Here is a 14,010-nt window from a genome sequence, read left to right on the forward strand (position 1 = left end):
AGTCGCCACGGCGCAACTCGCCCTTGCCATCTCCGCCTGCCGCCTCCGCCCAGGATCACGCCATCACGCAGCGGCCCGGTGAATAAGAGGGGCTAAATAAATCACGCCTGATCTAGCCCCACACTCAGCCCCACAGTTGTAATTTCAGGCATCTCGTTGCCTGACCTGAGTCTTGTCGGACTTCAGGATTTCGCGGCCGCCTCATGGGACACGCGAGCCTTTATGATCGAGGCCGTAGTCGCGGCACTGCGAACGCTGAATATTAGCATGGCGCCGACCAGCACCGATCTGGGCGATGTCCGGTCGATGAGTGGGCCGGCTAGGAGCGCGCCAACGGCCATCCCGCCGATCGACAGGCTCATGTCCGGCCCCAGGGCGGCTTTCGAGATGTGCCATTTCTCGATGAGAAGCGGAACGGCGAAGCCAATCGCGACGATGTCATAGGTGTTGACGATCGCCATCAGAGAGCAGCTCGCTATTATGACCCACTGAAACGTGGAAATTCGGCGATCGTCGATGAATTTCTGAACATCCACCTCAAGTGGCTCCGCGCCCACGACTTTCCTCCCATTGTCCGGCCGCATCCACTGCGGCTGAAAGACTTACTTGGTTGGGAGCCCGACCAGCTCTCGATAGAAATTCGCATCGCCGGGCGTACGGCCATGCAATTCGGCGATTTTCTTCGCCATCTCGAACATCTCGAGATTGCCCGACAGCGTGTCGCTTGAGTTCGGATATTTCCAGGGCGTGTCTTCAACGCCGACTCGAATGTGCAACCCCATCATCGTTGCCAGGGTCGTCATGTAGAGCGTCGCGCGCCCGGCCGCGCACACGGAGATGACACTGTCCGGATCAATCTTCCGGATCTGATCGACCATCATGAACATGTGCTGGGCCATATCCTGTGTGTTGTTCACGGAGACGCCGGAAACCAGGGTACGACCGACGTTGAACGGCAGCCCATAGAGGATGAGCCAGTTGTACGGCTTGTTGAGAATTCCCGTGTCGATCAACTTGCGCTTGGCGAGCTCGATCTCGCCGGTGCTATGAACGGCCAACTCAGGCTTGACGCCATTTTCCTCAAGCGTCTTGATAGCCGGGATCATGAACGCATCTGGATGCCCCGGAGCACAGGGAGCTGCTTCCGCCAGACCGGCCCGCGCGGGGCTCATGCACATTTCGAAAGACGTACCGTTGAGCACGTTCAGATTGGGGACGAAACTTGACCCAAAGCGTTTGCGAAGGGGTTCGAGCACCATGCCATAGGCTTCGGTCGGCGGAAGATCGCGATCAAGGCGGCGGCCTTTGTCGTCAGTTACCCAAGTGAAGTCGATGTGCACACCACATGCGCCAGCCTCGATGACGCGGGACGCTTCATCGACATAGGATTCGATCGAGGACGGGTGAGCACCATCCGCGCCGTGTTCATCGTTGAAGCGGCCCGACACAGCCACGTTGATGGCGATTTTTTTCGGCACGTCCCATGTCGGCTGCAGCTCCGCGGACGAAACGAACTGATATTCTTCCATTTCGCGCCGAGCGGCTTCCCAAAGTGGCAAAGCATCCATGGACTGGTCCTTTCTATCTTAAAACTTAACGGCGAATCACTTTTATATAAAGGTAATTTTTTCGTCAAGAGGCGGGAGAGCCGGAACCGGCGGGATCGCTTCTTCAGTTTCAAGCGCAAGAGATGGAACGGAAAGAACTAAAATACTTGCGATTTGAGCGACCGGCCCAATTTTGGGCGGTTCGACGATTTGAATCTGGAGAAAGGGATCGCCCAAATATGGACTGGCACCATTCCTTTCATATAGGAGGATAAGGGTTGCGCTCGCCACGGTAGGGCGACGTCGAGATTGTGCTTGGATTAGAGCGAGGTGAGATGGACGAGCTTAGAGTGGGCGTTGAGTCCGCGCAGGTTGAAAGTGGATCCCACAATCAGCGACCGCGCCGCCTGCCGCCTGAACAAAGCCTGGCATTCCAGGTCAGACGCGCGCATCTCGCCTTTTCCAGGCTTTTGGAGTCGAGACTGGCGAGACACCGGCTGAAAGTGGGATATTGGTATTATCTCCGAGCCCTAGGGATGAAGGATTGCGTCACGCAAAGACATCTGAGTGATGCGACCAATGTCACCGAGACGACGACGGTGGCTTTGCTAAGAGGAATGGCGCACGATGGCCTCATTCTAAGGACCAAGGACACCGTCGACAGGCGGCAGACGATCGTTAGTTTGACTCCTCACGGCCGCGAGATCGAGCAGCTGATCTCGCCCTACGCGTCGCAATTGAACAGGATCGCCACCACAGGCATTCGGCAGCAAGATCTCGACATCTGCTTCGCGGTTCTCTCGCGCATGTCGGAGAACCTCGAGGTGGCTATCGAATCGACGGGCGACGAGGTTGGTGACTAGGCGAAGCCGCTCTTGCAGGAAGCCCGGCCCCCGGGGCCGGCATGTCACAGGTTGCTTGCAATTCGTTCGGCAGCCAGCCGAGCAGCACTGATCAACCGGGTCTGCTCAGAGTCAACCGTTGGATGGGCGCAGCAATGCTGGTTGCCGCTCACGCCGCTCCGGTTCGCTCAAGCACCACAAGGCGTGGCGCGTACGGACTGTCGGAGGGCATACGCGCTCCCGCTTGTACTCTCAAATTACATGCTATAATCGCACCCAACGATCTTATATAGCGCATGTCGCGCGCGGCGGGCGGCGCGTGCGGTACTTCAACCGTACTCACAGGAGATGAAATGATGCAACAGGCCGCTTCAATCCGGTGCCAAGTTCAGGCCAAACGTCGGGAGATCATGAGATGAAAACTCGCGCCGCCGTCGCCTTTGAAGCGAAGAAACCCCTGGAAATCGTCGAGCTTGATCTGGAGGGGCCGAAGGCCGGCGAGGTTCTGGTCGAGATCATGGCGACGGGGATCTGCCACACCGACGCCCATACGCTCGACGGCCTGGACAGCGAGGGCATCTTTCCTTCGGTGCTGGGGCATGAAGGTGCGGGCATCGTGCGCGAGGTCGGTCCCGGCGTCACCAGCGTGAAGCCGGGCGACCATGTCATTCCGCTCTACACCCCCGAATGCCGCCAGTGTAAGTCGTGCCTCAGCGGCAAGACCAATTTGTGCACCGCGATCCGCGCGACGCAGGGCAAGGGGTTGATGCCCGACGGCACCAGCCGGTTCAGCTACAAGGGCCAGACGATCTTCCATTATATGGGCTGCTCGACCTTTTCGAACTTCACGGTGCTGCCCGAGATCGCGGTGGCGAAGATCCGCGAGGACGCGCCGTTCCAGTCGAGCTGCTATATCGGCTGCGGCGTGACGACGGGGATCGGCGCGGTGGTCAACACCGCCAAGGTCCAGGTCGGCGACAATGTCGTCGTGTTCGGCTTGGGCGGCATCGGCCTCAACGTCCTGCAGGGCGCGCGGCTGGCGGGTGCCAACAAGATCATCGGCGTCGACATCAACCCCGATCGCGAGGAATGGGGCCGCAGGTTCGGCATGACCGACTTCCTCAACAGCAAGGGGTTGAGCCGCGAGGATGTCGTGGCGAAAATCGTGCTGCTGACCGACGGCGGGGCGGACTACACGTTCGATGCGACCGGCAATACCGAAGTGATGCGCACCGCGCTCGAGGCCTGCCATCGCGGTTGGGGCACATCGATCATCATCGGCGTCGCCGAGGCGGGCAAGGAGATCGCCACCCGCCCGTTTCAGCTGGTCACCGGCCGCAACTGGCGCGGCACGGCGTTCGGCGGCGCCAAGGGCCGCACCGACGTGCCCAAGATCGTCGACATGTACATGACCGGCAAGATCGAGATCGACCCGATGATCACTCACGTCATGGGCCTGGAGGAGATCAACAAGGGCTTCGACCTGATGCATGCCGGCGCGAGCATTCGCAGCGTAGTGGTCTTCTGATCCAATGACCTTGGAGAAACGTCGGCCAACCGCGCCGCCGCCGAAATAGAGCGCCAGCGATCACCGGCCATTCGATGGGCGACATGGCACTCTGACCCTGGCGCTGACGTTCCCCAACCCTTTGTTCGGTCTCGGCCTTCGCGCCGATCATCGCTCGTCACGCGCTTCTGCGTCGATCAATTTATCCAACGCACGTCGCACCTGAACCGCAGCGGAATCGATCGGCAGCAAGAGAGGGTTCAGCGACCAGAAATCGGCGTCGCCTATCTGGCGTTGCTGCAATTCCAGCATCGGCTTGTCCTCTTCCACGAACGCCTTTTCGAGAGCGGCCTTGATCGATGCGCTGACTTCGACATTGTCGGTGAGGAACGGACGGGTGCTGCAGTAGAAATAATGGGCCGACCCGTCGGTTTCTGGCGTGATGCTGTGTAGCGTGAAGCTATCCCGGCCAGGATCGCGCGTGGTTCCGGTCGGTTGCGCGCCGGCCGCGAGGATCATCACGCCGGCCGCGAACCATTGTACCTCCACACGGACATCGGCCTTCTGCGGTGGAGGCACGATCGAATGGAACGCGGGGGCGGGGTTACAATCCACCGCATTATATTCGATCAACAGCCGGTCGTTCCCTCCGGATACATGCGTTTTCGCGCCGGTGAACATTCCGCCGAGTGTAGTGGGGTGCAGATAGTCGGCGTGGCTCAGATCCATGATATTATCGACGATCAGCTGATAATGGGCACCGGTGGGAAGCGTGCCGGTGATGCGGGCGGCTTCAGGCGTTTCGTCGATGAAGGAACAATCGGGGATGCGCGCCGCATCGGCCTGGTCGGGGTCGCCCATCCAGACCCACAGGATCATGTTGCGCGCGACGATGGGGAAGGATCGCGTACGGATAGCGCCGGGTTTGCCGTGCGGGTTGCCGACGCAACGCCCTTCGCCGTCGAATGACAGGCCGTGATAGCCGCAGGTCACCACGCCGTCGTTGAGCCGCCCCGCAGAGAGCGGGGCGAAGCGATGTGGACAGCGGTCGAGAATCGCCTGGGGCGCGCCCTCCTTGCCCCTGAACATCACGATATTTTCGCCGAGGAGCGTGCGGCTCAGCAATGAATCGCCGTCGAGTTCAGCCTCCCAGCCCGCCTGATACCAGACGTTCTTAAGATAGCGCATCGTCCGCTTCCCTCCTGTCGGCAGTCCCTCTCCGCTGCTGGGGGACCGCTTCGTCATGATAATGCCGACCGCTAAGGCGTCACACTCAAACAGGGATGTGACGCCTTAGTTCGCCTAGTCACCTCTCAAACCGTCAAGCCGCGCGAGCCCGCTGATTGAACGTCCACTTGCGGGCTTCCTCGTCGAGGCCGCCGCGAAGCTCATCGCCAACGACATGGCCCTTAGCAACGGCCGGCCGCGCGCTGACGGTGTCGAACCACCGCTTGATGTGCGGAAATTCGGACAGGCCGGGGTGGCCAGGAGCCTCATTGTGGAAGATCCAGGGATAAGCTGCCATATCGGCGATCGAATATTCCTTGCCCCCGAGATAGGGTTCGTCGCGCAGCCGGATGTTCATCACCCCGTAGAGCCGATGCACTTCGTCGCTGTAGCGCTTCAGCGCATAAGGCAGCTGCTCGGTCGCCATGGCGTGGAAGTGGTGCGACTGGCCCGACATCGGTCCGAGGCCGCCAACCTGCCAGAACAGCCATTCGTTCACCGCGGTCCGGCCGCGTAGGTCGGAAGGATAGAAGCGGCCGGTCTTGTCACCGAGATATTGGAGGATTGCGCCGGATTCGAACACCGATATCGGCGCGCCATCAGGTCCGTTGGGATCGATGATCGCCGGCACGCGGTTGTTTGGCGCAAACTTCAGGAAATCGGGGTTGAACTGATCGCCCTTGCCGATGTTGATGAAGCGCACCTCGTAAGGGAGGTCGCACTCTTCCAGCATGATGCTGATCTTCTTCGGATTGGCGGTGGGATAATGATAGAGTTCGATAGGTGCCGTCATGAATTATCTCCATAGGAAAGGACGTCAGCTGAAGAAGCGCGGCCGCTGGCCGGGGGGCGTCGTTAACTGCATGTGATCGAAATATTCGCGCACGCGGACGATCTTGCCGTCGCGGAGGAGTGCGGTAGCGCAGAAGTCGATTTCGAAGATGGTGCCAGAGGCGACATCGCTCGCACCGCCACCGAATCCCGCGGCAATTACGCCGCGATGCAGGAATTCGATGCAAAGATGGCCATCGCCGACGAAGGCGTCACGTATTTCGAGCCGCGCTTCGCTGGAATGGGTGCGGGCCTGCTGGACCTTGTCCATCAGGCCCGCGATCTCGCTTAAGCCATCGAACCGCTCACCGGTGGGCATTACCGTCCATTCACAATCAGGCGACAGCATAGCGAGCAGGCTGGTCGGGTCGTCCTCCACGAAGCAGCGAACGAATTCCCGCAGCAGGACCTCATCGGTCGAATGGGGTTGGTGAAGCGATGACATATATGCCGATCCTTGATCGCCGGAATTGGCCAACCCTTTATGATCTAATAAAGCACACTAAGTGCTATATACGCATATATTTGAGAGGCTCGGTCGGTCAACCTCAAAAGGGGGCGAACGTTGAAAAATGTTATCGGTTGGTTGGGTGACCAAAAAGAGGGTGGCCATCGATCGATGGCCACCCCATGCAGGCTTCCGATGGGACAGTGTCCCCTGGATCAACGGAAGCGATAGCCGATCCGAAGGCCGTAGGTCACCGGCATGCCCGTGCGGCGATAGCTGGTGTCGGTGACATAGGTCGCGTCGGTCCAGTAATAGCTGTTGGTGACGTTGCGGCCCCAGATTTCGGCCGACCAGCTGTCGTCGGCCGAGCGCAGCCCCGCCCTGAGGTCGAGCAGTCCATAGCCACGGATCCGCTCGAACGACAGGTTGCCGAAATTATTCCTGGTTCCCGACCGATAGGAATAGTCCGCGCCGACATAGGCGCTGGCTGCCTCCGACACCGGCCATTCATAATTGGCGCCCGCCTGAGCCGACCATTTTGGCGAATAGGGGAAGGATTCGCCTTTGAAATTGGCGGTCGAGCCGATCCGGTCGACGTTGATGAAATCGCCGATCACCCTCGTGTCCAGATAGGTCACCGCGCCACGCAGGGTCAGGCCTTGCGCCACCCGCCACCGGGTCGACAGTTCGAAGCCGTCAACCTTGGACTTGGGCACGTTAATCAGGCCAAACAACGCGCCGAAAATCACCGGCTCCGGAACGACACCGTTCACCTGCTTGTTGCGATAGTCATAGTGGAAGTAGGCGGCGTCAATCTGCAGCGAACGATCCAGCAGATAGGCCTTTACACCTGCTTCATAAGCAACGACGGACTCTTGCACAACCGGTGCGGCTGCCACCGCCGACAGGAGAGCCGAGGTGGGGAAGGCTCCGGCCTTATAGCCCTTGCTGACATTGGCATAGAACAGCGTATCCGGCGTCACTTTCCAGTCGAGCCCGGCGCGCCAGGAGATGTTGTCCTGCTTGAGCTGGTCGACGACGAGCCCGGGAGTGAAGCCAGCGTCAAATGTCGCGCAGCCGCCCGGCAACACCGGAACAAAAGGCGTCGCGTTGGGCAGAACGAAGTTCTTCACGACGAACTGGAAGGCATTGATGCCGGCGGCCCACAGCCCGTCGCCGGTGTCGAAAGTGCATCCTTCGAAATCGGTGCTTGAATGGGTGTAGCGAACGCCGCCATGCGCGGTCAGCGTGCCGGTGAGCTTATAGCTGAGATTCCCAAACAGGGCCTTGGTGTCGACATCCGATTTCGACTGGTTCTTGATGACGTTCCAATGCGGCGCACCAACCCCGACGAACGAATAGGAAGGCGAGGATACCGAAAGATCGACGAACTGGATGTCGGTGGTCTTGTCGGACGCATAGCTGCCGCCGATCACCCAGTCGAGGCGCGTGTCCAGCACTTTTCCGCTAAGGCGGAGCTCCTGCGAGAAAGAGCGGCTTTTACCATCGAGGCTCGTGGTGTTGTTGCTGAGCGCCAGTCCGTCGATGTCGAACACGCTATCACGTATATAGTGGGAATAGGATGAGACCGAGGTGAGCGTCACCTGATCGCTGATCTCATAGTCGATCCTCGCGGCCGCCTGACGAAAATCCTCATCGGCCCGGGGATCTGCGGGGCCCCAGTCAGCTGCCCGCGCATTGCGGGGGGCTAGCGGATAGTTGAGGATGGCGTTCTGCACGTCGACCGGCACGTTCTGCGTGGGATTGGTCAGGGCCACGGGACGCGGGAAGCCGGTCAGTTGTCCGGCCTGGGTGTCCGAACGATCACGCCAGCCGTTGAGGTTGATGCTCACGGAGAGCCGCTCGGCGGGCGCCCAGTCGAGCAGCAGGCGGACGTTCTGGAAGCGCCGGTCCCCCAATGTGTCTTTGCGGGTATAGCTCTTCTGCCAAGCCCCGCCTGCATCTGCGTTGAAGGCGAGGCGCGCTTTCAGCGTTTCCGTCAGCGGACCGCTTATGAAGCCGTTCACATTGATGGCCGTGAAGCGGCCGATGCTTGCCTCGATCCCGGCTTGCAGGGTCGAAGTGGGCTTGGCGGCGATGAAGTTCATCGCGCCGCCCGTGGAGTTCTGTCCAAACAGGGTGCCCTGCGGTCCTTTCAGAACCTCGACGCGTTCAAGATCGAGCGTGACGCCCTTCGTTAGCGCGGAATAGGCCAGCGGGACCTGATCGACATAAGCGCTGACCGTCGGCGGCGCCGACAGTGCGAAGTCGTAATAGCCGACACCACGGATCGTGTAGGTCGGCGTGCCCGATTGTGACAATCCGAAGCTGAAGCTGGTGTCGACCCTTGCGAAATCGTCGATCGAGCGGATGCCGCTGGTCTTCAGTTGCTCACCGGTCGCCGCCGTGATCGACATGCCGATATCGCTAAGGCGCTCTGAACGCTTTTGAGCGGTAACGATGATGTCGGCGATCTGACTGTCGGTATCGGTCGTTGCGCTTGCCTGCGCGGCGGCTGGCGCGGCCTGCACACCCGTCATCATCAGCACTATCAGTGCGATATGGCTTACGCCCTCCCTGCGCTTGTTTTTGATCATAGGCATGATGCTCTCCCCTGTCTGCCAATTAGCGATGTTTTCGCATCGTATAATCAACATGCTATCATAGCACAATAGGTGCGTTAATAGGTCAAAGACAGCGTTATGTCCGGTTAACGTGTTGATAAATAACGATTAATGCAAGCAGTTGCCCGGCGACCTCCTCAAATTGAAGATTCCGATGATCGCGAAAAGTGCTAAAGTCGCACTTACAGTGCTATATGTTGACGCATTAGCTAAGGCGGTTCTATAGTTTCAGACAGGCGAAGATGATCGCCCGGCAGTTTAAACCATCCAGAGAGGAAGTTCGATGGCGGGAGTGAAGGTGTTTGTGGGCCTGCCGCGCAAAGCGGACGTGTCCGAGCAGCATTTCCACGACCATTGGCGTCACCCGCATGCGACATGGGGCCTCGAGATCGGTGGCCGCAAACATTATGTCCAGAGCCATCGGATCGACACTCCGCACCTTGATGTGTCGCAGCGCCGTTTCGACGGTGTCGCGGAAATCTGGTTCGATAGCGCGGCCGAGGCTGGCGGCTATTCGCAAGATCCCGTCTACAAGGGCAAGCTCGCACCCGACGAGCCCAGTTTTCTCGATATGCGCAACGTTCGCTTCCTCGTCGCTGATGAGGAAGTCCTGATGTCAGGCCCGCTCGCGCAAAATGGCGGGCAGCCCGACGACCTGGGATGGCGCGAACAAAATCGACCGGTGACAACCAAGTTGCTGCAATTCTTCGATCCCGCGACCGAATGGGCCGGCGAGGACGATCTGGCGCTAGGTGTGGCGCTGGGCGCTTTTAGGCATGTCCGATGCAGGCCCAACCCATTTGTCCATGCGCGTGGATGCTTCGTATCCGGCGTCAGGGAATTGTGGTGGCCAACCCTGTCGGGGTTCGAACGGGGCGTGGGGTCATCGCCGGAGGCCTGGCGGCAGCTGCTGTCGGCCAAGACGGTCGCGACGATGCTGGCCACCGCCGAACGGCATTTGTGAAGGTTGGCGCCTGAGCAATCTAACAATGGAAATGACTGATATAGTAAGGGAGAACGAAATGCTTCCGACCCGCGAGGCACTGACCATGCCCGACACCATCCAGCAGTTGGTGAATGGCGCGCTGGAGGACGGTAATCCACTGCTGCTCGCGGTCGTCGAAAGGCAGGGGAGGCCTTCGCTGTCCTATCGCGGGTCGGCGCAGGTCTATGATGCAGGCAGCATCGGACTGTGGGTGCGCAATGTCGGGGGTGAGACGCTAGCGGCGATCACCGCCAATCCGCATGTCGCATTGATGTACCGCTCCGCGACGATCCCGATGTTGCAGTTCAAGGGTCGCGCACGGATCACTAGTGATGCCGCCGAACGGACGCGCATCTTTGAACTTTCTCCATCGCGCGAACGCGATGCCGATCCGGAGCGTCGCGGCGTCGCGGTGCTTATCGATCTTGACTCGGTGGAAGGTGTTCAAGGCTTCGTCGATGGTAAGCCCGACTATATCCGCATCGGCAGTTGAGAATCGTTTCTGCCGAAGCGCTGACTATAGCAGAGCGGCGACCAATGCGCCGATGAAGACGATGCAGCCCGGCGTCTTCTTCCACTCGCCGTGCCAACCGAGGGTCCCGAATGCGGCCAATGTGATTAGCATAGCAAGGGCGATGCCGTAGACGCGGCCGTCCGGCCACAGCATCAGCGCTGCCGCGGCCGCGTCGAGCAGCGCGGTCACATAATGGAAACCCGCTGGATAGCCCCACTGGGCATAGGCGGCGCGCACGGCCTGCGGCCCAACGAGGTTGACGACGGCGCCGCCCGCGAACGCGGCAGCCAGCAGCAGGGTAATCATATGCTGCACCGCTTCGAATGCCATGAGGATGTCTCTTTTGTCAGGGCGCGACAGGGCGGGCGCAATGCGCGGCGGCTTGTCGCAATGGCTCGCCGCATTCCGATGGCCGCGGAGAGCGGCCGCGGAACCGCGAGGTCAGTCGCCGAATATCTGGGCCAGCAACATCGCTTTGCTGTTGTCGCCCTCAAGGGTGATGAGCCCGCTCACATAGGCTTCGCCGCCATCCAGATCATGCGTGCCGAGACGAACGAGAATCTCATCATCGACATAGATAACGACGTCGGGATTCGGATGCTGGCCTTCCTGCGCCGCGCCGGTACCATCCTTGGCTTCGATCCACCATTTGCCGCCTGCATCCCCCGCTACATCGAAGGCGAAGACCGAGGTGATTCCTTCGCTGCGCGATGGATCGTTACGAAGCGCTGTATCGAGTTCGCGCATCAGTTCGGCCGGGGTGGTGGGTTGAGTAGCGCTCGCCATGATCTTTCCCATTGTGATTGAGTCGGTGCCGGACTGTCCGCCAGCAAGGTTCATTGCTAGCCGGCACGACGTTTTGGTCAAGAGAAATACAAGCTATAATCGGTTATTGCAGAAATATCGTTCAATAAGTATTTGATATAATTATATTTATATATAAATAATATCCGAACTATATTCGCACATAACGTGCGATATTGACACAATGATGATCTGGCTTATGGTGTGGAGCCAGTCCGAGGCCGATGTGAAGATGATCGCGAGATCGTCGCACATATCGTGCTGGCTGCGCCGTTAGTTGCTGGCTCCCGACTGATCCGGGCCCGGCATGTCGAATATTAAATCGGAGAGAATGATGTCCACGGCCGATACGCCGGGCCACAAGGGCCCGCCACCAGGGCTGCATCTTTACACCCGCGACGGTTTCGTCGGTAAGATGTGCGTCGCGATCCGCCCGCACATGATCTACGAATATAGCGCTGTCGATGGCCCGCATGCACCGCGCCGGCTCAATGTTGGCGCGATCGCGGCGACCGATCGCGATGATCCGTGGGCCTTGCCGACGCCGATCGCATCGAACCGCGAGGGCGTCGTGGTGAGCGTTTCGGCGCGGTCCGCCGAGATGCCGTACGTCTTTCGCAATGTCGAATGCGACGAGATCCATTTCATCCAGGCGGGCGAGATCGAATTTATCACCGACTTCGGCGTCCTACAGGCCGGGCCGGGAGATTTCGTCGCGCTGGGGCGGACGATCACCTATCGGGTTCGGCCCCTTACCCCTTCAACGCTGCGCATCGTGGTTGAGACACCTGAGGTTCTCGATCTAGCGCCGCCCGCACCTTTCGGGATGGTCAACCAGGGGCGCGATGTGAAGCGTCCCACGCTGATCGATCTGCCCGAGGAAGGCGCCGAACTCTGGCTCAAATCGTTCGATGGCGTGACGCGTTATAGGGTGCCGCGCAATCCGCTGGCCTGCAAGGCGGTGATCGACGGGACGCCCCCCGCATGGAAGCTGAACCTGCGCGCGATCGCGCCGCTCGCCTATCCGACATCGGGTGGTCCCCCAGCGCAATTCTGTCAGTCGTCGACGGCCGACATCATGTTCTACACACTCAGCTCACGCCCGCCGGCAGGCCGGCCGCCGCAGCATCATAATGCCGATTATGACGAACTTATTTTCTACTTCGAGGGGCCCGGCGCCTATGGCGCGATGACCGATCCCGGCGACATGATCTGGACGCCGAAGGGCGTTACCCACTGGGGCCCTACCGAACATGTGGCGGAAGGCTATTTCGCCTGGCTGCTCGAAACGCGTGGGACGATGCGGCTTACCGACGCCGCCCTTGCGGCGGGCTCGGCGATGGAGACGGGGAGCTTCGGCCTGCAGGTCGCCTTCGCTCCATCGCCCAGCGCCTGAAAGGTCACATCGACATGATAAACCTATCCCTCCTGGAGCCACATCCAGACGTGCCGTCTGCCGACCAGCTCGTCGCCGACGCGCGCAAGCTGATCCCTATGCTGAAGGCACAGGCCGCGGATATTGAACGCGAACGCCGCGTCCCCGCCGACGTAATCTCGGCGCTTGCTGACATCGGTCTGTTCAAACTGCTCCAGCCTCGTCGGTTCGGTGGTTACGAATACGGCTTTACCGAGTTTGTCCGCCTCAATCTCGAATTGGGGCAGGGGTGCGGCAGCACCGCGTGGTGTGCGACGATCGCGATGATCCATAATTGGCTGGTGGCGCTATATCCACTCGAAGCTCAGCAGGATGTGTGGAGCGACAGGGACGCGATGGTCACCGGTGCATATGCGCCGAACGGGACGTGCGAGGCGGTGGCCGGGGGGTATCGGATTACCGGCCGCTGGTCGTTCGCCAGCAATTGCGACAATTCGACCTGGGCGGTGGTCTGCTCGATGCTCCCCCCGGCGGGGGACGGAGGAGCGCCGGTCCCCGGCTGGATGCTCGTACCACGCAGCGACTTTGAGATCGAAGACACCTGGTTCTCCGCAGGCATGGCCGGTACGGGCAGCAAGACCATAAGGATCGACGCGCCGATAACGGTCCCCGCATATCGTGTCTTGACAGTCCCGGTGATCAATTCGGGCGACGCGCCGGGCAGTCATGTCCACGCCAATCCGCTTTACCGCCTGAGTTTTACCGGCGCGGCGCCCTTCACCTTGTCATCGGTGCCGGTGGGTATCGCGAAAGGCGCCTTGGAAGATTTCACTACAATGGCCCGTGACAAGATGGCGAGCTGGGCCGGCGGCCCGCCGCGCCCCATGGCCGGCTTGCACAATGTACAGATTGCCATTGCGGATGCCGCTGCGGCTATCGATGCGGCGGAACTGCTGCTGTTGCGCGATACCCGTCATATGACCTCACGGCTGGCTATCGGTGATCTGCCGACGCTGGATGACCGGCTGATGTTTCGCCGCGACCACAGTTATGCCGCCACCCAATCGGCGCACGCTGCCACGGTGTTGTTCGAGGCGCTCGGCGCCAATGGCGGCGACCTCGGATCGCCGATCCAGCGGGCGTGGCGCGATACGAACGTCGCCGCGCGGCACATCAGCCTCGCATGGGCGACAACGGGCGCGATGTATGGGCGGCACCAGCTGGGTCTGAAGCCCGACGGGACATTCTAGGACTGCACACCGATTGCTTTAAGATATGTGCGATATTAGCACTTATAATGCTATAT

Annotated in this window: 14 protein-coding genes; 6 read left to right on the forward strand and 8 right to left on the reverse strand. The window is 60.1% G+C overall.

Annotated elements, in window-relative coordinates; translation table 11 throughout:
• Positions 1-182: 182 nt before the first annotated feature.
• Together GGQ98_RS14925 and GGQ98_RS14930 are read right to left on the reverse strand one after the other, a co-directional pair.
• Entirely contained in the window at positions 183-557 is a 375-nt protein-coding gene (locus tag GGQ98_RS14925; RefSeq protein ID WP_184070926.1) for an MFS transporter, read from the reverse strand.
• 45 nt (positions 558-602) lie between these two features.
• Complete coding sequence (locus tag GGQ98_RS14930; RefSeq protein WP_184070928.1) at positions 603-1,568, reverse strand: 3-keto-5-aminohexanoate cleavage protein; 966 nt, start codon at positions 1,566-1,568, stop codon at positions 603-605.
• A 314-nt stretch (positions 1,569-1,882) separates the two neighbouring features.
• Here GGQ98_RS14930 and GGQ98_RS14935 point away from each other — a divergent pair, with 314 nt between their 5' ends.
• A complete protein-coding gene (locus GGQ98_RS14935) occupies positions 1,883-2,410 on the forward strand; it encodes a MarR family winged helix-turn-helix transcriptional regulator (RefSeq protein ID WP_184070930.1) in 528 nt (175 codons plus the stop codon).
• Between the two features lie 394 nt (positions 2,411-2,804).
• Complete coding sequence (locus GGQ98_RS14940; RefSeq protein ID WP_184070932.1) at positions 2,805-3,917, forward strand: S-(hydroxymethyl)glutathione dehydrogenase/class III alcohol dehydrogenase; 1,113 nt, start codon at positions 2,805-2,807, stop codon at positions 3,915-3,917.
• 147 nt (positions 3,918-4,064) lie between these two features.
• Here the strand turns inward: GGQ98_RS14940 and GGQ98_RS14945 are convergent, their stop codons facing one another.
• The 4 genes from GGQ98_RS14945 to GGQ98_RS14960 form a co-directional block, all read right to left on the reverse strand.
• Positions 4,065-5,141, reverse strand: a complete 1,077-nt coding sequence (locus tag GGQ98_RS14945; protein ID WP_341534228.1) for a Rieske 2Fe-2S domain-containing protein — start codon at positions 5,139-5,141, stop codon at positions 4,065-4,067.
• A 76-nt stretch (positions 5,142-5,217) separates the two neighbouring features.
• Positions 5,218-5,916, reverse strand: a complete 699-nt coding sequence (locus GGQ98_RS14950; RefSeq protein ID WP_184070935.1) for a glutathione binding-like protein — start codon at positions 5,914-5,916, stop codon at positions 5,218-5,220.
• A gap of 24 nt (positions 5,917-5,940) precedes the next feature.
• Complete coding sequence (locus GGQ98_RS14955) at positions 5,941-6,399, reverse strand: nuclear transport factor 2 family protein (protein ID WP_184070937.1); 459 nt, start codon at positions 6,397-6,399, stop codon at positions 5,941-5,943.
• A 218-nt stretch (positions 6,400-6,617) separates the two neighbouring features.
• Complete coding sequence (locus GGQ98_RS14960; RefSeq protein WP_184070939.1) at positions 6,618-9,005, reverse strand: TonB-dependent receptor; 2,388 nt, start codon at positions 9,003-9,005, stop codon at positions 6,618-6,620.
• Positions 9,006-9,309: 304 nt separating this feature from the next.
• Between GGQ98_RS14960 and GGQ98_RS14965 the strand changes: the two genes are divergently transcribed.
• Both GGQ98_RS14965 and GGQ98_RS14970 read left to right on the forward strand, forming a co-directional pair.
• Positions 9,310-9,990, forward strand: a complete 681-nt coding sequence (locus GGQ98_RS14965; protein ID WP_184070941.1) for an EthD domain-containing protein — start codon at positions 9,310-9,312, stop codon at positions 9,988-9,990.
• Positions 9,991-10,048: 58 nt separating this feature from the next.
• A complete protein-coding gene (locus GGQ98_RS14970) occupies positions 10,049-10,504 on the forward strand; it encodes a pyridoxamine 5'-phosphate oxidase family protein (RefSeq protein ID WP_184070943.1) in 456 nt (151 codons plus the stop codon).
• Positions 10,505-10,528: 24 nt separating this feature from the next.
• Here the strand turns inward: GGQ98_RS14970 and GGQ98_RS14975 are convergent, their stop codons facing one another.
• Together GGQ98_RS14975 and GGQ98_RS14980 are read right to left on the reverse strand one after the other, a co-directional pair.
• Entirely contained in the window at positions 10,529-10,855 is a 327-nt protein-coding gene (locus GGQ98_RS14975) for a DoxX family protein (protein ID WP_184070945.1), read from the reverse strand.
• Positions 10,856-10,966: 111 nt separating this feature from the next.
• Positions 10,967-11,311 (reverse strand): SCP2 sterol-binding domain-containing protein, encoded by a 345-nt coding sequence (locus tag GGQ98_RS14980; RefSeq protein ID WP_184070947.1) that lies wholly within the window; start codon positions 11,309-11,311, stop codon positions 10,967-10,969.
• A gap of 352 nt (positions 11,312-11,663) precedes the next feature.
• Here GGQ98_RS14980 and GGQ98_RS14985 point away from each other — a divergent pair, with 352 nt between their 5' ends.
• A complete protein-coding gene (locus GGQ98_RS14985; RefSeq protein ID WP_184070949.1) occupies positions 11,664-12,725 on the forward strand; it encodes a homogentisate 1,2-dioxygenase in 1,062 nt (353 codons plus the stop codon).
• A gap of 50 nt (positions 12,726-12,775) precedes the next feature.
• Positions 12,776-13,954, forward strand: coding sequence for an acyl-CoA dehydrogenase family protein (locus GGQ98_RS14990; RefSeq protein ID WP_341534229.1), 1,179 nt, complete (start codon positions 12,776-12,778; stop codon positions 13,952-13,954).
• Positions 13,955-14,010 lie beyond the last annotated feature (56 nt).

Origin of the sequence: Sphingosinicella soli (assembly GCF_014199685.1) — a bacterium.
Classification (GTDB): domain Bacteria; phylum Pseudomonadota; class Alphaproteobacteria; order Sphingomonadales; family Sphingomonadaceae; genus Sphingosinicella; species Sphingosinicella soli.